The 23,401-nt window shown below is 74.7% G+C and carries 6 protein-coding genes; all 6 read left to right on the forward strand.

The window, feature by feature from the left end; translation table 11 throughout:
* Positions 1–354 precede the first annotated feature (354 nt).
* The 6 genes from ABZ865_RS35125 (at position 355) to asnB (ending at position 23,401) form a co-directional block, all read left to right on the forward strand.
* A complete protein-coding gene (locus ABZ865_RS35125) occupies positions 355–2,079 on the forward strand; it encodes a fatty acyl-AMP ligase (RefSeq protein WP_361239537.1) in 1,725 nt (574 codons plus the stop codon).
* A 236-nt stretch (positions 2,080–2,315) separates the two neighbouring features.
* Positions 2,316–16,700, forward strand: coding sequence for an SDR family NAD(P)-dependent oxidoreductase (locus ABZ865_RS35130; RefSeq protein WP_361239539.1), 14,385 nt, complete (start codon positions 2,316–2,318; stop codon positions 16,698–16,700).
* Between the two features lie 33 nt (positions 16,701–16,733).
* Positions 16,734–19,196: a thioester reductase domain-containing protein gene (locus tag ABZ865_RS35135; RefSeq protein ID WP_361239541.1), complete on the forward strand. Its 2,463-nt coding sequence runs from the start codon at positions 16,734–16,736 to the stop codon at positions 19,194–19,196.
* Complete coding sequence (locus tag ABZ865_RS35140; RefSeq protein WP_361239543.1) at positions 19,193–20,332, forward strand: alpha/beta fold hydrolase; 1,140 nt, start codon at positions 19,193–19,195, stop codon at positions 20,330–20,332. The genes ABZ865_RS35135 and ABZ865_RS35140 overlap by 4 nt, the downstream gene beginning before the upstream one ends.
* A gap of 120 nt (positions 20,333–20,452) precedes the next feature.
* Positions 20,453–21,232, forward strand: a complete 780-nt coding sequence (locus ABZ865_RS35145; protein ID WP_361239545.1) for an alpha/beta fold hydrolase — start codon at positions 20,453–20,455, stop codon at positions 21,230–21,232.
* A 327-nt stretch (positions 21,233–21,559) separates the two neighbouring features.
* Entirely contained in the window at positions 21,560–23,401 is a 1,842-nt protein-coding gene (gene asnB, locus ABZ865_RS35150) for an asparagine synthase (glutamine-hydrolyzing) (RefSeq protein ID WP_361239547.1), read from the forward strand.

Raw genomic sequence — 23,401 nt, forward strand, 5'->3', positions numbered from 1 at the left:
AGATCGCACGCGTGGCGTGAGGGGACCGACATCCGGGGCAAGCGCCCTGGAAAACGGGCCTCGTTCACGCGTTCGTCACGCACCGTCGGCCTGGCCAACTCCCTTGGATACGCAGCGTTTACATGTGTTCGACGGTTCAATCAAACTGAGTTGCTATGGTGCTACTTGTCGGTAGCGAATTGCTGCCGGGGGGAGCACGAGGAGCCGTTCGACCCACGGCTTCCCGGGCGGGGGGTCGAGGCCTGCGATCCGGCCACGGGGCCCATGCGGCCGCGGCTCTGACGCGTTCACGCGACGCGGCACTCGAACTCCGGTTTCCTCGCCCAGCTATTTCAGACAGGTGAGATTCGTCCTATGGCACGTTCCCTGGTCGATCTGCTGACCGCACACGCCTCGAACCACCCTGACCGCACCGCGTACCGCTACCTCGTCACCGGCGACTGCGACGGGGAGATCCAGGAACTCACCTACGCCCGCCTGGCCACCCGCTCCCGCGCCGTCGCCGCCTGGCTGCAGGAGCGCGGACTGGCCGGCTCGCGCGCCATGCTGCTGTACCCGCCCGGCCCGGAGTTCATCTGCGGCTACCTCGGCTGTCTGGCGGCCGGCGTGGTCGCCGTACCGGGCGTGCCCCCGCAGGGCCGGGCGCAGAACCACCGTGCGCTGACCCGGATGAAGCGCCTGCTCGCCGACGCCGACGCCAAGGTCGTCCTGGGCGGCCGCGACGTGATCGCCGCGCTGGACGGCATGGCCGAGCACCTGCCCGAACTCGACGGGATCGCCCGCGTCGCCACCGAGGACATCCCCGACGAGGCCGCCACCGCCTGGCGCGAACCCGAACTCACCCCGGACACCGTGGCGTTCCTCCAGTACACCTCGGGCTCCACCTCCGCCCCGCGCGGTGTCGTCGTCACCCACGGCAACCTGCTGGACAACGAGCGCGTCATCACCGAGCGCATGGGCCACACGCCCGAGGCGATCGCCGCGCACGGCCACGAGATGTTCGTCAGCTGGCTGCCCGTGTACCACGACATGGGCCTGATCGGCCCGGTCCTGAACACGGTCTACCTCGGCGTGACCGCCACCCTGTTCTCCCCGCTGCACTTCCTCCAGCGGCCCGACCGCTGGCTGACCGCCGTCAGCCGCTACCGCCCGCACACCAGCGGCGGGCCCAACTTCGCCTACGAACTCTGCCTGAAGCACGCCGACCCGGACCTCCTCGGCGGCCTCGACCTCAGCTCCTGGAAGGTCGCCTTCAACGGAGCCGAGCCGGTGCGCCCGGCCACCCTGCGCCGCTTCGCCGACACCTTCGCACCCGCCGGATTCCGCCGCGAGGCCTTCTACCCCTGCTACGGCCTGGCCGAGGCCACCCTCATGGTCACCGGCGGCACCGTCGGCATCCCGCCCACCCTGCTCGCCGCCGCCGCCGGCACCCCGAACGCCGGGGAGGCCGACGCGGCCGCCGTGAGCTGTGGCCGGCCCGGACCCGGCGTCACCGTGGCCATCGTCCACCCCGAGCGGCAGGAGGAACTGCCCGAGGGAGAAGTCGGCGAGATCTGGGTCGGCGGGGACAGCGTCGCCCACGGCTACTGGCGCAACGCCCTCGCCACCCGCCAGACCTTCCGCGTCCAACTCCCCGGACAGGACGGCCGGTTCCTGCGCACCGGCGACCTGGGCTTCCAGCGCGACGGCGAACTGTTCGTCACCGGCCGGCTGAAGGACCTCATCGTCATCGACGGCCGCAACCACTACCCCCAGGACCTCGAACTGACCGCCGAACTGTCCCACCCGGCACTGCGCCCCGGCTGCACCGCCGCGTTCTCCGTGGAAGCGGGCGAGCAGGGCGAACGGCCCGTCCTCGTGGCCGAGATCGCGCCGGACCGGGCCGGCGAGGCCGAGAAGATCACCGACCGGATCCGCAGCGCGGTCGGCGAGGCCCACGGGCTGTCCCTGCGGGACGTCGTCCTCGTCCAGCCGGGCACGATCCCCAAGACGTCCAGCGGGAAGATCCAGCGCCGCGCCACCCGGACGGCGTACCTCGACGGCACCCTCTCCGAGGTGACCGCGGCCCCCGTGGAATGACACCGGCCGCCGGGCCGCACCCATCGGTGCGCGCGGCCCGGCGGCGCTGCATGCGCGCGGCCTGCGCCGCCCCGCGCCACCCCCGTGCCGCCCCGGCCGCCGCTGCCGTCGTACGGCCGCCGGACCATGCCGTACGACCGCCCCCGCACCCCTGCCCCGCCTCTTCGCCGTGCCGCGCCGCCCGCCGCCGGTACGGACTTCCGCCTGAGCCCGAGTTCACGAGGACACCTGCCCAGATGCCTGCGAACGAGTCCCCGAAGCACACCTCCGAGCCGTCCCTGACGACCGCCGAGGGCGTCCGGGCCTGGCTGACCGCGGCCGTCGCGGAGGCGGCCGCGATCGACCCGGCCGCGGTCGACCCCGACCGGCCGATCGCCGAGTTCGGCCTCGGATCACGCCAGTTGGTGACCCTGGCGGCCGAACTCGCCCCGCTGCTCGGCCGCACCCTGGAACCGTCCCTGGTCTTCAACCACCCGACGATCGGCGCGCTCGCGCGGGCCGTCTTCGAGGAAGCGCCGCAGGCCGCCGTCCCGTCGGCGGGAGCGGCGACGAGGGAGCGGACACCGTCGGCGCGTACGGGAGGGGAAGCCACCGGCTCCGGGGATGACGTGGCGATCATCTCCATGGCCTGCCACTTCCCCGGCGGCGCCGACACCCCCGAGGACCTGTGGCGCCTGCTGACGGGGAGCGAGGACGCCATCTCCGAGGCCCCGCCCGGCCGTTGGGACACACGCGGACTGTACGACCCCGACCCCGAGGCCACCGGCAAGGCCTACACCCTGCGCGGCGGCTTCCTCGACGGCGGCATCGACCGCTTCGACGCGGCGTTCTTCGGCATCTCCCCGCGCGAGGCCGCCGCCATGGACCCCCAGCAGCGGCTCCTCCTGCAGACCAGCTGGGAGACCTTCGAACGCGCCGGAATCCTCCCGGAATCCCTGAACGGCAGCTCCACCGGCGTCTACCTCGGCCTGTACGACAGCGGCTATCTCGCTTCCGCCTCGCTCGGGCAACTCGACGGACACGTCGGCACCGGCTCGGCGGCCAGCGTGGCCTCCGGGCGCATCGCCTACACCCTCGGCCTGCAGGGGCCCGCGGTGACGGTGGACACCGCCTGCTCGTCCTCCCTGGTCGCGCTGCACCTGGCGGCCCGGGCGCTGGCGAGCGGGGAGTGCGACCTCGCCCTGGCCGGCGGTGCCACGCTGCTGGTCACGCCGCGCGGGCACGTCGAGTTCAGCAGGCTGCGCGGGCTGTCTCCGTCCGGGCGGTGCAGCCCCTTCGCCGCCGGGGCCGACGGTGTCGTCTGGGCCGAGGGCTGCGGCCTCGTGCTGCTCAAGCGCCTCGCGGACGCGCGCCGGGACGGCGACCGGATCCTGGCCGTCGTCAAGGGCTCGGCGATCAACCAGGACGGCCGCAGCCAGGGCCTCAGCGCCCCCAACGGCCCGGCCCAGGAGCGGGTGCTGCGCGCCGCCCTCGACGCGGCCGGGCTCGCCCCGCACGAGGTGGACTACGTCGAGGCGCACGGCACCGGCACCCCGCTCGGCGACCCCATCGAACTCCGCGCACTGGCCGACGTGTTCGGTCCGGACCGGCCGGCCGACCGGCCCCTCGGCATCGGCTCGCTGAAGTCCCACGTCGGACACACCCAGGCGGCGGCCGGCATCGGCGGCGTCATCAAGACCGTCCTCGCCCTCGGCCACGAGCGCATACCGGCCTCCCTGCACGCCGAACACCTCACCGACCACATCGACTGGGCCGGCAGCGGGCTGCGGGTGATCACCGACGCGCCGGCCTGGCCACGCGACCCCGAGCGCGTTCGCCGGGCCGGGGTCAGCGCGTTCGGCATCAGCGGCACCAACGCGCACGTGGTCCTGGAGGAGGCACCGGCCGACGCCGTACGCGAGGAGGCACCGGCCGACGCCGTACGCGAGGCCGCACCGGCCGACACCGTACGCGAGGCCGCACCGGATCGCCCTGCCCCGTCCGGCCCCACCCTCTTCCCCCTCTCCGCCCGGAGCCTCCCCTCCCTCCAGGGCCAGGCCGCCCGGCTCCTCGGCGCCCTCGAAACCCGCCCGGAGCTGCCCCTCGCGGCGGTCGCCGCGACCCTCGCCCACCACCGCACCCACTTCGACCACCGAGCCGTCGTCCAGGCAGCCGACCGGGGCCGGCTGCTCAACGCCCTGCGCGGCCTCGCCGAGGGACACGCCGACCCCGAGCACACCGTGGGCCCCGCCGAGCCGGCCGGCCCCGCCGGAAAGCTGGCCTTCGTCTTCCCCGGGCAGGGCAGCCAGTGGGCCGGGATGGCCCGGGACCTGCTCGACCAGGACCCCGTGTTCGCCGACGAACTCGACCGGTGCGACACCGCCCTGCGCCCGTTCACCGAATGGTCCGTAGCATCGGTGCTGCGCGGCGACCCGAGCGCGCCGTCCCTGGACCGCGTGGACGTCGTCCAGCCCGTGCTGTTCGCCGTGATGGTGGCCCTGGCCGCCGTGTGGCGAGCGCGAGGTGTCCGTCCGGACGGCGTGATCGGGCACAGCCAGGGCGAGGTGGCGGCGGCCTGTGTCGCGGGCACGCTCAGCCTCAACGACGCGGCCGCCGTCGTGGCCCTGCGCAGCCAGGCCCTGACCCGCCTGTCCGGCACCGGCACCATGGCCGTGATCGCGCTGCCCGACACCGAGGTCCGGGCCGCGCTCGACGGCCTCGGCACCGACGTCTCGGTCGCCGCCGTCAACAGCGGCCGGGCGACCGTCGTCGCCGGCGCCGTAGAACCGCTCGAAGCGCTGCTCGCCGCCATGGAGGCACGCCAGGTCTTCGTCCGCCGTCTCGACGTCGACTACGCCTCCCACAGCGCCCAGGTCGAACCGGTGCGCGAGGCGATCGTCGAGGAACTCGACGGCGTCGTCACCTGCCCGACGGACATCGACTGGTACTCCACGGTCACCGGCGAACCCGTCACCGGCGAGCTGGCGGCCGACTACTGGTACACCAACCTCCGCGAGACGGTTTGCTTCGCGCCCACCGTCGAACGCATGCTCGCCGACGGCTACCGGCACTTCGTCGAGCTGTCCCCGCACCCCGCGCTGCTCACCGCCCTGCGCACCATCGGCGAGGACACGGGCCACGACCTGACCGCCGTCGGCTCGCTCCGCCGGGACGACGAACACGGCGCCGGGCCCGCCTCCTTGGACCGGGCCGCCGCCGAACTCCACGTCCACGGACGCCGGATCGACTGGCGCCGGCTGGTCCCCGACGCCGACCGGGCCGACCTGCCGACCTACGCCTGGGACCCGCAGCGCCACTGGACCGACCCCGAGTCCGGCAGCGGCGGCCCGGGCCTCTTCGACCGCGCCGCGCACCCGTTGCTCGGCATCCAGCTCCAGTCCGCCGACGAGACCCGCTGGACCTTCCGCAACGAGTGGTCCCCGGCCACCGCCGACTGGCTGCCCGACCACACCGTCTTCGGCCGCACGGTGGTCTCCGGCACCACCCTCGTGGAGCTGTGCCGGTCCGCCCTCGCCGTGGTCCGTCCGGACGCTCCGGCCGACGTCACCGACCTGCTCCTGCTCAGCCCGCTCGTGCTGCCGGACACCGGCACGGTCGAGGTCTCCGTCGAGGTCGTCACCACCGGCCCGCTCCCCGAGATCACCGTGCACAGTCGCCCGCGCGGCCAGGGCGCCTCCGGCTGGACCCTGCACGCCACCGCCTCCGCCGCCCCTTCCGCCCCGCTCACCGTCGGCCCGCCCCCGCCGTGGCCCGAGACGGCCGAAGAGGCCTGGCCGGAGCGGACGTACGACCGCCTGGCCGGCCTCGGCCTCGGATACGGCCCCGCCTTCCAGGGCGTACGGTCGGTGGTCGCGCCCGGCGACGGCGAACTCCTCGCCCGCCTCTCCCTGCCCGCCGCCGCCCGGGACGTCGCCGACCCGTACCCGGTGCACCCGGCCCTGCTGGACGCCGCCCTCCAGGTCACCGCGGCCTTCGGACCGGCCGACGGGCGCGCCATGCTCCCCGTCGCCCTCGGCCGCTGCACGCTGTCGGCGCGGAGCGCGGGCGACCTGACCGCCCGGGTGCGGCGCACCGGCGGCACGGCGACCGACCTCACCCTGGAGGTCACTCTCTGGGACGCCGACGGCCTGCCCGCCGGACGCCTGGAGGGCGTACGGCTGCGAGCCGCCGACCCGGCCGACCTCGACACGGGTTCGGAGAACGCGCGCCATCTGTACGAGGTGGCCTGGACGGCAGTGTCCGACGAGCCCGCGGCACCGCAGGGGATCACCTGGGCCGTGGCAGGCGACCCCGTCGATCCGCAGGTCGCGGCGGCCCGGCGGGCCCTGGGGCACCGGGAGACGGGCGCGGACGTCGTCGTACGCTTCTGGCCGCTGCCCGCGCCCGACGCCGAACCCTCCTTCCTCGCCCACGAGTTGGCGGCGACCGCGCTCGGTGAACTGCAGGCACTCATCGCCCGCGCCGAGGACCAGGCGCCGACGCGGACCGTCTGGGTGACCCGTGGCGCGATCGCCACGGGCGACGGTGATCCCGTGCCCGGATACGCCCAGGCGGTGCTGTGGGGCCTCGCCCGGAGCGCCCGCGCCGAACACCCGGACCTCGGGCTGACGCTGCTGGACCTCGACGACACTGATCCCAGGGCGGCGCTGACGGCGGCCGTCGGCCTCCCGGCCGAGCCCGAACTCGCCGCACGCTCAGGTGGGTTGCTCGCACCGCGGCTGGTGCGGGCCCGCACGCCGGAGGTGCTGCGGATCCCGGCCGGCGACCAGTACGAGCTGGTCGGACTGCCCGATGCGCCGAGCCTGCGCCCGGTCGAACCCCGGGTGCCGGGGCCGGGCCAGGTGCGGATCCAGGTCCACGCGCTCGCCGTCGCCGTGCCCGCGACGAACGGTGGCCCCGCTCGGTGTGCCGGTGTGATCGCGGAGGTCGGCGCCGAGGTGGCCGAACTCGCCCCCGGCGCACGGGTGATGGCCGACGTCGACACCCCGCCCGGATCCGAGGCCGTGGTCGACGCGGGCCGCGTCACGGTCCTCGCCGAGGACGTGCCCTTCACCGTGGCCGTCGCGGACGGTGACGGGACGCGACCCCACACCTTCCCCCACGTCTTCCCGGTCGCCGCCGCCCGGGAGGCGCTGCGCAGGGGCGCCGCCACGGCACGCCCCGTCGTCCTCGACCTCGCCGGCACCCCCGCCCCGGTCCCGACCGACGGGACCGTGCTGATCACCGGCGGTCTGGGCGCCGTAGGCCGCCACATCGCCCGCCTGCTCGCCGAACACGGCGTCCCGCGCATCCTGCTGACAGCACGTCAGGGCCGGGAGGATTCCCGTGCCGCCGAGGCTGTGGCGGAACTCGCCGCGCTGGGTGCCCGTGCCGAGGTCGTCGCGTGCGATGTCGGCGACCCGGTCGCCGTCGCCGACGTGCTGGCCCGTGTGGAGGAGGAGTGGCCGCTGCGCGGTGTCGTGCACTGTGCCGGGATCCTCGACGACGGGGTGATCGCCGAGCTGACACCGGAGCGGCTGGCCGGGGTGCTGCGGCCCAAGGTCGACGGTGCCGTGCACCTGCACCGGCTCACCGCCGCCGCACCGCTGGAGCTGTTCCTGCTGGTGTCCTCGGCCGCCGGTGTCGTCGGCAACGCGGGTCAGGGCAACTACGCGGCCGCCAACGTCTTCCTCGACCAACTCGCCCACCACAGGCGTGCGTCGGGCCTGCCCGGCAGTTCCGTGTCCTTCGGTGCCTGGGCGGGTGAGGGCCTCGCCGCCGCTCACGCGGACCTGGAGCGCATGGCCCGGCTCGGCCACCGGGCCCTCACCCCCGACCAGGGCCGCGACCTCGTCGAACTGGCGCTGCGGCGGGACGCCCCGCATCTGGTCGCGTGGGCTCTCGACCTGCCCCGCCTGCGCGAGTCGGGAGCCGCCGGGACCGCCCTGTGGCGCTCCTTGCTGCCCGCACCGCGCGCCGCCGGCGACGCGGGCGGCGGGCTCGCCGACCGGCTGGCCCGGCTGCCCGAGGCCGAGCGGGCCGAACGCGTCCTCGCCCTGGTCCGCGAGGAGATCTCCCGCGCCCTCGGCCTGCGCGCGGCGGAGTCCGTGCGCCCCGACCAGCCGCTGCGCGACCTCGGCATGGACTCCGTCACCGCCGTCGACCTGCGCAACCGGCTGGCCGCCCGCCTCGGCACCCGGCTGCCCGCCACCCTCCTCTTCGACCACCCCACCGCCGACCGGCTGGCCGCGTACCTCCTCGCCCACGCGCTCGGCGGCACTCCGCGCCGGGACACGCCCCGGCCGCACACGGTCGCGGCGCCCGGCGCCGACGAGCCGATCGCGATCGTGGGCATGGCCTGCCGGCTGCCCGGCGGCGTCAGCGACCCGGAGAGCCTGTGGCGGCTGGTCGCCGACGGCCGGGACGCCGTCGGCCCGTTCCCGGCCGGACGCTGGGACGTGGCGGACCTGTACGACCCCGACCCGGACGCCCTCGGCAAGTCCTACGCCCGCGAGGGCGGCTTCCTGGACGACATCGAGTCCTTCGACGCGGGATTCTTCGGCGTCACGCCGAAGGAGGCCGCCGCCATGGACCCCCAGCAGCGGCTGCTGCTGGAGACGGCCTGGGAGGCGCTGGAGCGCGCCGGGATCGTCCCCGCGCGACTCGCGGGCAGCACCACCGGCGTGTACGTCGGCATGTTCGGCAGCGACTACCTCGCCGGCTCCCGCCTGGACCAGCTCGACGGCTACGTCGGCACCGGCTCCGCGCTCAGCGTCGCCTCCGGCCGACTGGCGTACACGCTCGGCCTGCACGGCCCGGCGATGACCGTGGACACGGCCTGCTCGTCCTCCCTGGTGGCGACGCACCTGGCGGCCCAGGCGCTGCGCACCGGGGAGTGCGACCTGGCCCTGGCCGGCGGGGTCACCCTGATGGTGACACCGGGAACCTTCGTGGAGTTCAGCCGGCTGCGCGGCCTGTCCCCGAGCGGCCGTTGCCGCTCCTTCTCCGACGACGCCGACGGCGCGATCTGGGCCGAGGGCGCGGGCATGCTCGTCCTCAAGCGGCTGAGCGACGCCGAGCGGGACGGCGACGAGGTGCTCGCCGTGCTGCGCGGCACGGCCGTCAACCAGGACGGCCGCAGCCAGGGCCTGTCGGCGCCCAACGGCCCGGCGCAGGAACAGGTGATCCGCCGCGCGCTGGAGCTGTCCGGGCTCGAACCCGCCGACATCGACCACGTCGAGGCACACGGCACCGGCACCACCCTGGGCGACCCGATCGAGGCCAACGCCCTGTCCGAGGTCTTCGCGGGCACCCGTCCCCAGGGCCGTCCCCTCCACCTGGGCTCGCTGAAGTCCAACATCGGCCATGCGCAGGCCGCTTCCGGTGTGGCCGGCCTCGTCAAGGTCGTCCAGTCACTGCGCCACCAGACCCTGCCGCGCACCCTGCACGCCGGCACGCCGAGCCGTCACGTCGAATGGGAGGGCAGCGGCCTCGCCCTGCTCCAGGAACCGGTCGCCTGGCCGGCGACGGGGGAGCGGGTCCGGCGGGCCGGGGTCAGCGCCTTCGGCATCAGCGGGACCAACGCCCACGTCATCGTGGAGGAGGCCCCGGCCCCGGCCGGGCGACAGCGGCAATCGCAGGGCGAGGAAGTCCCGGACGGGACACGGCTGTTCGTGCTATCCGGGCGCAGCGAGGCCGGGCTGCGCGGGCAGTCGGCCCGGCTCGCCCGGCACATCACGGCCGGCACCGCCCTCCCGGACGTCGCGCACACCCTGGCCCGGCACCGCAGCCACTTCGAGTGGCGTACGGCGGTCGTCGCCGACGGCCGGGAGGAACTGCTGTCCGCCCTCAAGGCGGTGGGCAGCGGGCGCAGGCCCATGCCCGCGCCCCGGGAGGAGCAGACCGGCAAGGTGGCCTTCGTCTTCGCCGGGCACGGCGGCCAATGGACCGGCATGGGGCTGGAGTTGCTGTCCCACTCCGCCGCCTTCCGCGAGGAGCTGACCCGTGTCGACGCGGCCGTCCGGGGGCACGCCGGCTGGTCGGTGCTCGACGCCCTGCGCGCACCCGAGGAGTTCTCCCCGCTCGACCGCACCGAATACCTCCAGCCCGTCCTGTTCGCCGTCAACGCGGCCCTGGCCGCCGCCTGGCGGGAGCTGGGCGTCACCCCGGATGCCGTCGTCGGACACAGCCTCGGCGAGATCGCCGCCGCCTACAGCGCGGGCGCGCTCACCCTGGACGAGGCCGTCGCCACGGTCACCGCACGGGCCGCGGCGGTGGTGCCGCTCGTCGGACACGGCGGCATGCTCGCCGTGGAGCTGCCGCGCGCGGAGGCCGAGGACCTGCTCGCGCCCTACGCCGGCCGGCTGTTCGTCGGCGCCGTCAACAGCCCCGGCGCCACCGCCGTGTCCGGCGAGAGCGAGGCGCTCGCCGCCCTGCGCCGCGAACTGGAGGAGCGCGGTGTCCCCGCGCGCGTCCTGTCGACACCGTTCGCCTCGCACACCCCGCTCATGGAACCGCTCCGCGCGGAACTGCTCGACCGCTTCTCCGCCGTCCGGGGCACTCGCACACCCACCCCGCTGTACTCCTCGGTGCTGGCCGAACCGGTGCCGGGCGACGGCCTCGACGCCGCCTACTGGTTCGCCAACCTGCGGCAACCCGTGCGCTTCGCGGACACCGTCCGGCGCATGCTGGACGACGGATACCGCTACTTCGTGGAACTCAGCCCACACCCCTCGCTCATCTCCTCCGTCGAGGCGGTCGCCGCCGAGGCCGGGATCGACGCGGTCGGCATCGGCTCGCTGCGCCGCGGCCGCGACGGCCACGACGTCCTCCTCGGCCAGCTGGGCGAGCTGTACACGGCCGGGCACACACCCGACTGGACCGCCCTGTTCCCCGGCGACCGGCGCGCCGACCTGCCGACGTACGCCTTCGCCCGCGAACGGCACTGGCTCGCCCCGGTCCGGTCCGCCGCCACCGGCGCCTCACCGCTCCTCGGCACCCACGTCCAGGCCAGCGACGAACCCGGCCGGGACCTGTTCCAGACCGAGATCGACCTCAACGACAGCCGCTTCGCCTACCTGACCGACCACCGCGTCACGGGCGAGGTGTGGCTCCCGGGCGCCGCCTTCCTCGACCTGGTGCTGGAAGCCGCGACGACGCTCGCGGACGGCGACGCCCAGCAGGCCGGCGGCGACGACGCACGGTCGGCCGACGGCGACGACGCCCAGCAGGCCGACCGCGGCCACGTACAGCTGGCCGACGTCCGGTTCCTGCAGCCGCTGCGCCTGGACGCCGACCGGCCCGTACGGCTCCAACTGGTGCTGCGGCCCGCCGAGGACGGCTTCCGGGACTTCACCGTCTCCTCGGCCGCCGCCGCCGAGCGACGGCCCCGCTGGGAACGGCACGTCACCGGCCGCGTCGCGACCGGCCGCGTCGTCACCGGCCCCCAGCCGGTCGCCGACGAGGGCCCGGGGCTTGCCGCGCTGCGCGAGCGCTGCGCCGAACCGGTCGACGTGCCCGGTGTCTACGCGGGCCTCGCAGCCCTCGGCATCGACTACGGCCCCGCCTTCCGGGGCCTGACGGAAGGCCACCGGGACGGCGCCACGACCGCCGTCGCCCGCCTCGCAGCACGGCCCCCGGCAGGGCACCTTCTGCACCCGGCCACCCTCGACGCCTCCTTCCACGCGGCCGCACTGCCCGCCGGAGCCCCCGAGGGCAGGGCGTTCGTGCCCGCCGGCGCCGGGCGCGTGCGGTTCACCGGCCTGCGCGCCGCACCCGCCTGGGTGAGCTGTGAGCTGCGCTCGGTCGACGGCGACACCGCCACCCTCGACCTGCGCCTGTGGGACGAGCAGGGCCGACTCGTCCTCGCGGCGGACGAGTTCCGGCTCGCCGCGCTCTCCCCGCTGGACGGCGCGCTCTTCGAGACCCGCTGGCAGCCGCGCCCCGAGGCACAGGAGCCGCCCGCCGACGGCAGCTGGCTCATCCTCGCCGACGACAGCGGCGTCGCCGACGAACTCGCCCACCGCATCGGTGACTCGGCGCCCCTCGTCGTCGCGCGCCGTGGCACCGCCTACGGCATCGAAGGCCCCGGTCGTTACGTCCTCGACCCGGCCGATCCCGCACAGCTCACCCGGCTCCTGGACGAGGCCTTCGCGGACGCGCCCCCCTCCCGGGTGGTCCAGCTGTCCGCGCTCGACGCCCCGCCGGTCTCCGACGAGGCCGGCGCCGAGGAGGCGGCCCGCCTGTGCTGCCTGAGCACCCTGCACCTGGTCCGGGCGCTGACCGGGCGGCCGCACGGCAGGGCGCCGCGCCTGTTCGTCGTCGCCCGCGGCAGCCAGGCCGCCGGGGACAGCACCGCGGTGACGCATCCGCAGCAGGCCCTCGCCTGGGGCTTCGGGCTCGCCGTGGCCCAGGAGCACCCGGAGCTGGCGACCACCCTGGTCGACCTGCCCGCCGACGGCGGCACGGACGCGCTGTGGACCCAGCTGTGGCACGCGGACGACGAACGCCTGGTCGCGCTGCGCGACTCGGGCCGGCTCGTGCCGCGCCTGGCCCGCACCCGCCCCGACGACGGCGGACACGCCGAGCGGCCGGACGGGGTGCACCTGATCACCGGCGGCCTGGGCGGCCTCGGCCGCGTCGTCGCCGAACGGCTGGCCCGCCGGGGCGCCCGCCGGCTCGCCCTGCTGAGCCGTGGCACGCCCGACGCGGCCGCCGCCGCCTGGATCCGGGACCTCGAACAGCGCGGGGTCAGCGTGCACCTCGCCCGCGCCGACGTCGCCGACCGCGCCGGACTCACCGCCGCCCTGGACGCCGTACGACAGGCTGCCGGACCCATCACCTGCGTGGTGCACGCCGCCGGTGTCCTGGACGACGCCACCCTGGCGAACCTCACCGAGGAGCGCGTCCGGCGCGTCCTCGCGCCCAAGGTGCTCGGCACCGCCCTGCTCACCGAACTGGTCCCGGAGGCCGACAGCCTGGTCCTGTTCGCCTCGGCGGCCGGCCTGCTCGGCTCGGCGGGGCAGAGCCCGTACTCGGCGGCGAACGCGTTCCTCGACGCCTGGGCGCATCACCTGTCCCGGACCGGCCGGCGGGCGCTGAGCCTGGACTGGGGGGCCTGGGCGGGCGTCGGCATGGTCGCCGAGTCCGGCACCCGGGCCGCCGAGACCAGCCGCTCCGGCCTTGTCGCGTTCTCCCCGCAGGACGGCGGCGAACTGTTCGAGCGCGTCCTGAACAGCGGTCGCCGCCAGCTCGCGCCGATCGCCCTCGACTGGGACCTGCTCGCCCTCGACCCGGACGCCGCGCGCGGCCGCCCCCTGCTGGCCGACCTGGTGACCGTCCCGGCCGGCGGCGGGGACACCGACGACCTCGTGAAGAAGGTGTTCGCGGCCACCGCCGGGCAGGAGCGCGCCGAGTGGCTGGAGACCTATGTGCGGGCGCGGGTCACCGAGGTCTCCGGTGGCGCGGTGGACGTGTTCGCCACCACCGCCCTGAAGGAACTCGGCCTGGACTCCCTGATGCTGGTCCGGCTGCGCAACGTCTTCGCCCGCGACCTGGGCGTGGAACTGCCCGCCGCCGACGTGTTCTCCGCCGCCGACATCCGCGGTCTCGCCCGCGCGCTCGCCGCGGGCCTGCCCGAGCGCGCCACGGCGGCCGAAGCGCCCGACCCGCAGAGATCCGAGCCCGCACCGGACGTGCCCGAGACCGAACTGCGGCCCGCCACGCGGGACGTCGTACGGCTCCTGCGCAGCGCCCAGCCGGGCATGCCCGCGGCCGCCCACGGCGTCGGCCTGGCCGTACGGCTCACCACACCGACCACCCGGGAAGCCCTCACCGGCATCCTCGACCGGCTCGCCGCCCGGCACGCTGCCCTGCGCACCGCCGTCGTCACCGGCGCCGACGGCGGGCGGCAGCTGCGCGTGGACCGGCGGCTGCCCGCGCCGCCACTGCGCTGGACCGACGGCACGGACGTGGACGCGGCCGAGCGGCTGCGGATGCTCCTGGAGCAGCCGTTCGACCTGGCCACCCCGCCACTGTGGCGGTTCGAACTGAACGACGCCGGACCGCGGGGGCAGATCCTCGTCTTCGGCGCCCACCACGCCGTCAGCGACCTGCAGTCCCTGCTGCTCGTGGCCGCCGAGATCGACGCCGAGCTCTCCGGCGTCGCACTCGACGGCACCGTCACCAACCGGGATGTCGACCTGCTGATCGAGGCCCAGCAGAGCGCCGGCCACGGCCCCGGCGACGACTGGCGCGCGGCCTTCGAGGGCAGCGAACGACTCGACCTCACCCTCGCCCGGCCCCGCCCGGAAACCCGCTCCTACCGTTCCGGCAGCGTCACCGTGACCGTCCCCGACGGGCTCATGGAGCGGGTCTCGGCCGCCGCGAGCACCCTGGGCGTCACCCCCGCCGCGTTCTGCCTCGGTACCCTCACCGTGCTCCTCGCCCGCAAGCGCGAGCGGGAGCGGTTCGTGCTCGCCGTGCCGGTGGACACCCGCATCCACGCCGATGCCCCGGACGCGGTCGGCTTCTTCGGCGTCCCGGTGCCCTTCCCCGCCGGGGCGGCGGCGGACGAGCGGGTCGCGGACGTGCTGGTCCGCACCGACGAACGCCTGCGGCAGATCCTGGCGAAGGGCGCCATGTTCTCCGACGCCCTCGCCACGCTCGCCCGCCAGGGCCTGCACCGGGCGAACGCGCCGCTCGTCGAGGTCTACTTCAACTACGTCCGTTTCTCGGGCCGGTTGAGGAACCTGGAAGTGCTGCCCGCCGGGGTCGGCCACACCGACCTCGACCTGATGATCACGATGACCCCCGACGCGGGCACGGTCCGGCTCGACCACAACCTCGACATCCTCGACGCCGCGACGGCGACCGAACTGGGGGAGGAGTTCCTGCGGTTGCTCGCCGAGGTGACGGAGGACGCGAGCGGAGCCGTTCGGGAGATTCCAGGGGCCGTGGCAGCGACCGGGGCCGAGACTGAGACCGATGCCTGCGTAGGGGGCACGACTGAGGCCGAGGCCGGGGCCGTACCGGAGACTCGCGAGGCCGACGTGGTGACAGCCGCCGAGGGCCCGCGGCTCGCCCTCGCCGCCACCTTCGCCCTCGGCAACCTGCCCCTGATGTGCGAGGCGGCGCTGGAGGACGAGCGGGCGACCGTCGCCGAGGCGCCGTACCACCAGGTGCTCGCCGCGCTCCAGGACCCGTCCGGGGTCCTCGCCGACCCGGCGACCTCGGTGGGCGTCGTGCTGCTGCGCGCCGCCGACCTGGAGCGCTTCGGGCCGGTCGACGACACCGTGCTCGCCGAACTGCGCACCGCCTACCCGGCCGCGCTGAAGGCCCTCGCCGAGCGCACCCGCCGCCCTCTGGTCGTCGGCGTCCTGCCCACCACTCAGCCCCAGGAGCGCCTCCTCGCCTGGGAGCACGGGATCGCCGCCGAGCTGGCCGAACTGCCCGGCATCGCGGTCCTGGGCCCCGACGAGTGGACCCGCCACCACGCCGTCGAGGACCGCTTCGACGAGCGCACCGAGCGACTCGCCCACCTGCCGTTCACCCCGGCCTTCCAGGCGGCGGTCGCACTGCGCCTCGCCGAGGTGGTACGGGCCGTACGGCGTCCCGCGCCCAAGGTGATCGCCGTCGACGGCGACGAGACGCTGTGGGGCGGCGTGGCCGGCGAGATCGGCCCCGAGGCAGTCGACCTCACCGGCCCCCGGGCCCTGCTGGCCCGCAGGCTGCTGCGGTGGCGGGACGCGGGCGCGCTGCTCGCGCTGGTCAGCAACAACGACGAGGCGACGGTCCGCGCCGTCCTGGAGCGGCCCGACAGCCTCCTCAAGGCCGAGCACTTCAGCGTGCTCTCCGCCGCCTGGGGCCCCAAACCGACCCGCCTGGCGGAGGCCGCGGGCACCCTCAACCTCGGCCTGGACAGCTTCCTGTTCCTGGACGACAACCCGGCCGAGATCGCCAAGATGCGGGCGGCGCTTCCGCAGGTGCTGTCCGTGACCTGCCCGGGGACCGCCGAACTCGAGGAGTTCCTGGGCAGGTTGTGGCCCCTCGTCCCGGCCGCGACGACCGCCGAGGACGCCCTGCGGGCCCGCTTCTACGAGCAGGAACGCGCGCGGGACGCCGTGCGCGCGGGCGCCGGCTTCCAGGAGTTCCTGGACCGGCTGGAACTCGAGGTCGACATCCGCGAACTGACCGAGCAGGACGCCGAACGGGGCGAGCAACTCGTGCGTCGTACCAACCAGTTCACCCTGCGCGCCCGCTCCGCCGACGGCGGCGACCTCGCCCGGTGGCGGGAGCGGGGCGAGGTGTGGACGGCGGCGGCCCGCGACCGCTTCGGCGACTACGGCCAGATCGCCCTGCTCGCGGTGCGTCCCGAGGGCGACCGACTCGACGTCCTCGCCTGGCTGATGAGCTGCCGCGCCCTCGGCCGGGGCGTGGAGGAGCGGCTGCTCGCCCGGCTCGCCGACCGGGCCGAGGAACTCGGCTGCGCCAAGGTCCGGTTCACCGCGGAACGCACCCCGCGCAACGCCCCCGCGCGCCGGCTGCTCGCCGCGCTCGGCGGCGGTGACCCGGACGGTGAACGGCTGGACGTCGTGGCCACCCCCGAGCATCTGCGGGCGTTCCGCTCGTGGGAGCAGCAGTGAGGAACCAGACCGAGCACAACCCGAAGGGCTCTCATGCGTGACGTGAACGACGAGCCGGTGCACTCCGGCCGGCAGGCGGCGATCGCCGAGTCGATCGAACAGGGCGGCGGGGGACCCGGCGTGGCCGACCTGCTCGCGCGGATACGGGCGGCGGGCTCGGCCACCGAGTCCGCCCCCGACGCCGCCCCTGACCCGGCCCCGGCACCGGATCTGGAGGGCCTGACCGCCACCATCGCCGCCGCGGCCGGCCGCCACCTGCCCACCGGTCATCTGGCGCCCGACGCCGACTTCTTCGACGCGGGCGGCACCTCCGTGGGCGCGGTGGAACTGGCCGCCGAGCTGGAGGGCGAGCTGGGCATCGAGATCGACCTCGACGAGGTCTTCGCCGACGCACGCCCCGTCAGCCTGGCCCGCCGCTGGCTGCCCCTGCTGGGCGGACCGGCGACACCGGCTGCAGCGGTACCTCCGGCACCCGCACTCCTGCCCGCATCCGCACCCCTGCCCGGATCCGCACCCGCCACTCCGCCGCCGCCCCCCACGACCCCGGCCCAGCACCCGAGCACCCTCCCCATCCCGTCCCCCCGCACACCCGCGGTCGTACCGGCGGCACCGGCCGCACCCGTCGTCCCGGCCGTCCCGCACCGAGCCGACGGCCCCCACACCCGAGCCCGTCAGGAAGACCTGGACCAGATCCTGGCCGACCTCGCCCTCGCCGACCGGCTGCCGTTCACCGACGTCCCGGAGCCGCTGCCGCCGACCCGGATCCTGCTGACCGGGGCGACCGGGTTCCTCGGCAGCCACATGCTGCTCGACCTGCTGCGGCACACGGACGCGCACGTGTACTGCCTGGTCCGCGCGGCCGACGAGGAGGCCGCGACGGCCCGCCTCGGCGCACAGCTGCGCAGCTACCGGCTGCCGTGGTCCTCGGAGGTCCGCCGTCGTATCACCGTGCTGCCCGGCGACATCCGCCGCCCGCGCCTCGGCCTGTCCGACGAGCAGTGGCACGCACTGGCGTACGAACTGGACAGCATCGTGGGCGTGGCGGCGGCCGTGGACTTCCTGCGCGGCTACCACTCGCTGCGCGGCAGCAACGTCCTGGGCACGCTCACCCTCGCCGAACTCGCCGCCACGGGCCGGCCGAAGCCGCTGCACCACATCTCGTCCATCGCGGTGTTCAACGAGGTCGGCATCACCTCGATGGGCGAGGACGACCCCCTCGCCCACGTCGACCGGCTCGTCTCCGGCTACGACCAGTCCAAGTGGGCCGCCGAGGTGGCCCTGCGCCGCGCCCGCGACCACGGGCTCGTCGTCACCGCCCTGCGCCCGGGCGGCATCGGCGGCCACACCAGGACGGGCGCCTACAATCCGCAGGACCTCAGCAGCGGCCTGATCTCCGCCTTCGGCCGCTTCCGCACCGTCCCCGCGTTCCGCTATCTCAACGCGGCCCCCGTGGACTGGGTCAGCCGGGTGGCGGTCGCCGCGATCTGCGAACCCGACGCGTGGGGCTTCGACTACAACCTCACCGGCGTGCCCAACACCCTCGACGACGTGGTCCGGGACATGGCCTTCGGCGGCATGCACGTGCGCGTCCAGGACTGGGACGAGTGGCGCACCGACACCCTCGCCCGCCTGGAGGCCGAGCCCGTCCCCGAACTCGCCTTCCTGACCCGGGTGTTGCAGAGCCCCACCGCGCTGAAGCTGTGCGAGGCCACGCTGCAGGGCCCCGCCGCCTGTGCCGAGCGCACCGACGCCCTGGTCGCCGCCCTCGGCCTCCCGGCCGCCGCCCGGTACGACGCCCAGGCCCAGCTGAAGACCTTCGAGAAGCTCGCCGACGACGGCCTGGCCCGGCTCCCGCACAAGGACGACCAGCCGTACCTGTGGTTCGCCGAGACGACCGAGGGCACCGTGGGCCCGGTCGGCGCCGCGGCCGTGACGCCCTGCTCCATGGCGCTCACCCTGTCCATCGCGAGCATGTACCAGCTGGTCAGGGAGCGCCGCGTGGACGTCACCGGCGAGGTGACCTGCACCGCGATCCACCCCGCGCCGCTGACCGTGGAGAAGGGCGACGTCTGGGTGCGCCCCGAGGAGGGCATCCCGCAGCGGCACGGCCTCAGGCACCAACTCCTGCGCTACCGGCTGACGTTGCGCGACGCCGACGGCGGCCGCTGGTGGCTGGAGGGCCGCAAGTACGCGCGGGCCCGCCGGGACCTGTGGCGGCAGACCCGCTCGCTCAGCGTGGAGATCGGCCGCGAGGGCGAGGCCGCGAGCCTGCTCGGCGAACTCGTCGTACCCGCCGACTCCTACGTCCGCGACCAGATCGACGGCATCAAGGTCGATCCCCGGCTCACCGGCCAGGAGAAGCGCGCCGCCAAGCTGACCTGGCTGGCCTGGTTCGGCCTGGAGATGGGCCGCGGACTGCTCGCCCCCTTCGCCCGGGCCGCCGCGGACCTGCTCGACCTGCGCCGCACCCCGACCCTCACGGAGCGCCACCGATGATCTTCAGGACCACTCCCTCCCGGGCGGCCCGGCCCGCACTGCGCAGGGTCCGCACGGCCACCGCCCTCCGCCCGCTGCGCCACCGCCTCGACCCGGCCCGCGTCGAGGAGATCCCCTTCCGCACGAGCGACGGCGTCCGCCTCGGCCTCACCCGCGTCGGCACCGGCGACCCGACCCGCCCGGCGGTCCTGCTGCTGCACGGGCACACCGCCTCGGCCGACATGTTCCTGCTGCCCGAGACCCGCAACCTCGTCGACGTCCTCCTCGACGACGGCTACGAGCCCTGGCTGCTGGACTGGCGGGGCAGCTGCCGGCTGCCGTACAACGAGACCGGCCGCCGCTACACCTACGACGACGTGGCGCTGTACGACATCCCCGAGGCCGTCGCCCACATCCGCGAACGCATCGGCGAGCGGCCGCTGTTCGTGGTCGCACACTGCATCGGCTCTCTCACCCTGTCGCTGAGCATGGCGGCCGGACTCGTCCCGGGCCTGGCCGGCGTGGTGTCCCAAGGGGTCTTCCTCACCCCGAAGCTGGCGGGCCGGACCTCGCTGCGGATGTCCGTGGCGGGGGAGTTGCTGAAGACGCGGATCGACCACATCCCCGTCGACTTCCGCAAGGTGGGCCTGTGGTCCCGGTACACCCCGCTGTTCGCGCTGGCCTCCCGGAAGGCCGACTGCCCCGACCCCACCTGCCAGATGCTGCACAACTCGGCCTGGGGGACCGGTGCTTCGCTCTTCGTGCACGAGCACCTGGCCGAGGCCACCCACGACCGGCTCGCCGAACTCCTCGGCCCCGCCCCGCTGTGGATCCTGCCCCACCTGCGCCGCATCGAACTGGCCCGCAGCGTCGTGCGCTGGCACGACACCGACCACCGCTACCGGGCCCTGCCGCCCAACGCGCTCGACGCCGCCGACCGCATCGACACCCCCGTGCTGCTGCTCGCCGGCAGCGAGAACGGGCTGTGGCTGGACTCGCAGAAGCTCTGCCACGAGGTGCTGGCCCGCCGGCAGCCGCAGCTGGACGTGTCCTACACCGAGATACCGGGATACGGCCACCTGGACACCTTCCTGGGCCGGGGCGCCGCCCTCGACGTCTTCGGGCACATCCTGGAGTTCCTCGGCGAGCGGCGGTGAGAATTCCTCGGCCGGTGCCGGTGACGGAACGCCGCACCCCCCATTACCGTACCGGTCAGTAACCGCAACGGACCGGACCGGATCCAACCGGACCCCACCGCACGATCCCAGGAGGCCCCCATGCCGCAGCTCGAAGTCGACGGCGCCGCACTGACGTACGACGACGAGGGCCCCCGCGACGCGGCGGACGTGCCCCTGGTGTTCGTCCACGGCTGGACCGCGAACCGGCACCGCTGGGACCACCAGATGGCGCACTTCGCCGAGAGACGGCGGGTGATCCGGCTGGACCTGCGCGGGCACGGGGAGAGCACCGGGGCCGGGGTGCGCACGATCGCGGAGCTGGCGAGCGACGTCCTCGCCCTCCTCGACCACCTGAAGGTCGAGCGGTTCGTGCTGGTCGGCCACTCCATGGGCGGGATGATCTCCCAGACCATCGCCCTGGCCCACCCCGACCGGGTGGAGCGGATGGTGCTGGTCAACTCGATCGGCCGGATGACCTACAGCCGGGGCCGGGGCCTGCTCATGGCGGCCTCCACCCTGGTCCCCTTCAAGCTGTTCGTCGCCGCCAACATCCAGCGGGCCTTCAAGCCGGGCTACCCGCGCGAGGAGATCCGGGAGCACATCCGCGCCTCGGCTGACACCCCGCGCGAGGTCGTCATGACGCTGTACGGCGCCATGCGGGCCTTCGACGTCCTCGACCGCGCCGGGGAGATCCGCACGCCCACCCTGATGGTGCACGGCTACCACGACGTCCAGCTGCCGGTGCGGCAGATGCTCCGGATGGCCAAGGCCTACCCGGACGCGGTGGTCCGCATCATCGACGCGGGTCACGAGCTGCCGGTCGAGAAGCCGGCCGAGCTGACCGAGGCACTGGACCGGTTCCTGACCACGGCGTCCTGACGCCTCGGCCCGGACGCCACAGCACCGCGTTTCTGACCGCGAAGGCAGCCGGGGCCGGCCGCTTGGCGAAGTTTTTGCCCGTGGCCGGTTCCGGGTGCCGGGGGCCCGGTGTCCCGGCGGTCCCCGGATCTCGCGCGGGCAAAACCCGGCCGAAACCGTGGGGCGCCGGGGCCGTCCGGGTTACTCCCGCGTTGACCGCCGCCCGGGCCTGACGGAGGCTCGTCGTATAGGTGCTCGATACAACCGGTTCGGCGGTCCTCTCCTGTCCACCCCGGAAAGCGCAGGTGCGCGCGGGGTCGGCCACCGACCGGAGGCAGGAGGCAGCGCATGTGCGGCATCACCGGATGGGTCTCCTTCGACCGTGACCTCGGCGCCGAGGCCGCCGTACTGCATGCGATGACCGAGACGATGGCCTGCCGCGGCCCGGACGACCGCGGCACCTGGGCGGAGGGCCCGGCCGCCCTCGGACACCGCCGGCTCGCCATCATCGACCTCCCCGGCGGCCGCCAGCCGATGTCGGTCCGCACGCCCGAGGGAACCGTCGTCCTGGTCTACTCCGGTGAGGCGTACAACTTCACCGAGCTCCGCCGCGAACTCACCGACCGCGACCACCGGTTCACCACCGACTCCGACACCGAGGTCGTCCTGCGCGGCTACCTCGAATGGGGCGACGCCGTCGCCGAGCGGCTGAACGGCATGTACGCCTTCGCGGTCTGGGACGCCCGCCACGACCGGCTCGTGATGATCCGCGACCGCATGGGCATCAAGCCGTTCTACTACCACCCGACCTCCGACGGCGTCCTCTTCGGCTCCGAACCCAAGGCGATCCTCGCCAACCCGCTGGTCCGCCCCCGCGTCGCCCTGGACGGCCTGCGCGAGCTGTTCACGCTGATCAAGACGCCCGGCCACGCCGTCTGGGACGGCATGCGCGAGGTCGAACCCGGCACCGTCGTCACCGTCGACCGCTCCGGCCTCACCACCCGCGTCTACTGGCAGCTGGAGACCCGCCCGCACACCGACGACCGCGACACCACCGTCACCACCGTGCGCACGCTCCTCGACGACATCGTGCGCCGCCAGCTCGTCGCCGACGTCCCGCGCTGCACCCTGCTCTCCGGCGGCCTCGACTCCTCCGCCATGACCGCGCTCGCCGCCCGGCAGCTCGCCGAACAGGGCGAGAAGGTGCGCAGCTTCGCCGTCGACTTCGTCGGCCAGACCGACAACTTCGTCGCCGACGAACTGCGCGGCACCCCCGACACCCCGTTCGTGCACGACGTGGCCCTGCTCGCCGAGACCGACCACCAGGACATCATCCTGGACGCCCAGACCCTCGCCGACCCCGCGGCCCGCGAGAAGGTGATCCGCGCCCGCGACGTGCCGGCCGGGTTCGGCGACATGGACGCCTCGCTCCTGCTGCTCTTCCGCGCCATCCGCGACCAGTCCACGGTGGCCCTGTCCGGCGAGTCCGCCGACGAGGTCTTCGGCGGCTACCAGCAGTTCTTCGACGAGCAGGCCCGCAGCGCCGACACCTTCCCCTGGCTGGTGCGGATGAGCCGCGACTTCGGTGACGACGCCGGTGTCCTGCGCTCCGACCTGGTCAAGACGCTGGACCTGGAGGGGTACGTCGCGGACGGCTACCGCACGGCCGTCGCCGCCGTCCGGCGCCTGGACGGCGAGAGCGACTTCGAGTACCGCATGCGGCGGATGAGCCATCTGCACCTGACCCGCTTCGTCCGTGCCCTGCTCGACCGCAAGGACCGCATGAGCATGGCCGTCGGCCTGGAGGTCCGGGTGCCGTACTGCGACCACCGGCTCGTCGAGTACGTCTACAACACGCCCTGGTCGCTGAAGTCCTTCGACGGCCGGGAGAAGAGCCTGCTGCGGGAGGCCACCGCGGACCTCCTGCCGCGCTCGGTCTACGACCGGGTGAAGAGCCCGTACCCGTCCACCCAGGACCCCCTGTACGCCCGCGCCCTGCAGGACCAGGCCAAGGACCTGCTCGCCCGGCCCTCCCACCCCGTCTTCGACCTGGTGGACCGCGAGCGGGTCCGGGCGGCCGCCGAACGCGACACGCCCGTCAGCACCCAGGCGGCCCGGCGCGGCCTGGAGCGCACCCTGGACCTCGCCGTGTGGCTGGACCTCTACTCCCCGGAGCTGGTCCTCGGCTGA

The sequence above is a fragment of the Streptomyces sp. NPDC047085 genome (assembly GCF_040643735.1).
In the GTDB taxonomy this organism is placed as follows: Bacteria; Actinomycetota; Actinomycetes; order Streptomycetales; family Streptomycetaceae; genus Streptomyces.

Bases quoted from the DNA above. Each gene is read 5' to 3' on its own strand.
- ABZ865_RS35130 (WP_361239539.1), top strand. From the start codon at position 2,316: ATGCCTGCGAACGAGTCCCCGAAGCACACCTCCGAGCCGTCCCTGACG.
- ABZ865_RS35135 (WP_361239541.1), top strand. From the start codon at position 16,734: ATGCGTGACGTGAACGACGAGCCGGTGCACTCCGGCCGGCAGGCGGCG.
- ABZ865_RS35125 (WP_361239537.1), top strand. From the start codon at position 355: ATGGCACGTTCCCTGGTCGATCTGCTGACCGCACACGCCTCGAACCAC.
- ABZ865_RS35145 (WP_361239545.1), top strand. From the start codon at position 20,453: ATGCCGCAGCTCGAAGTCGACGGCGCCGCACTGACGTACGACGACGAG.
- asnB (WP_361239547.1), top strand. From the start codon at position 21,560: ATGTGCGGCATCACCGGATGGGTCTCCTTCGACCGTGACCTCGGCGCC.
- ABZ865_RS35140 (WP_361239543.1), top strand. From the start codon at position 19,193: ATGATCTTCAGGACCACTCCCTCCCGGGCGGCCCGGCCCGCACTGCGC.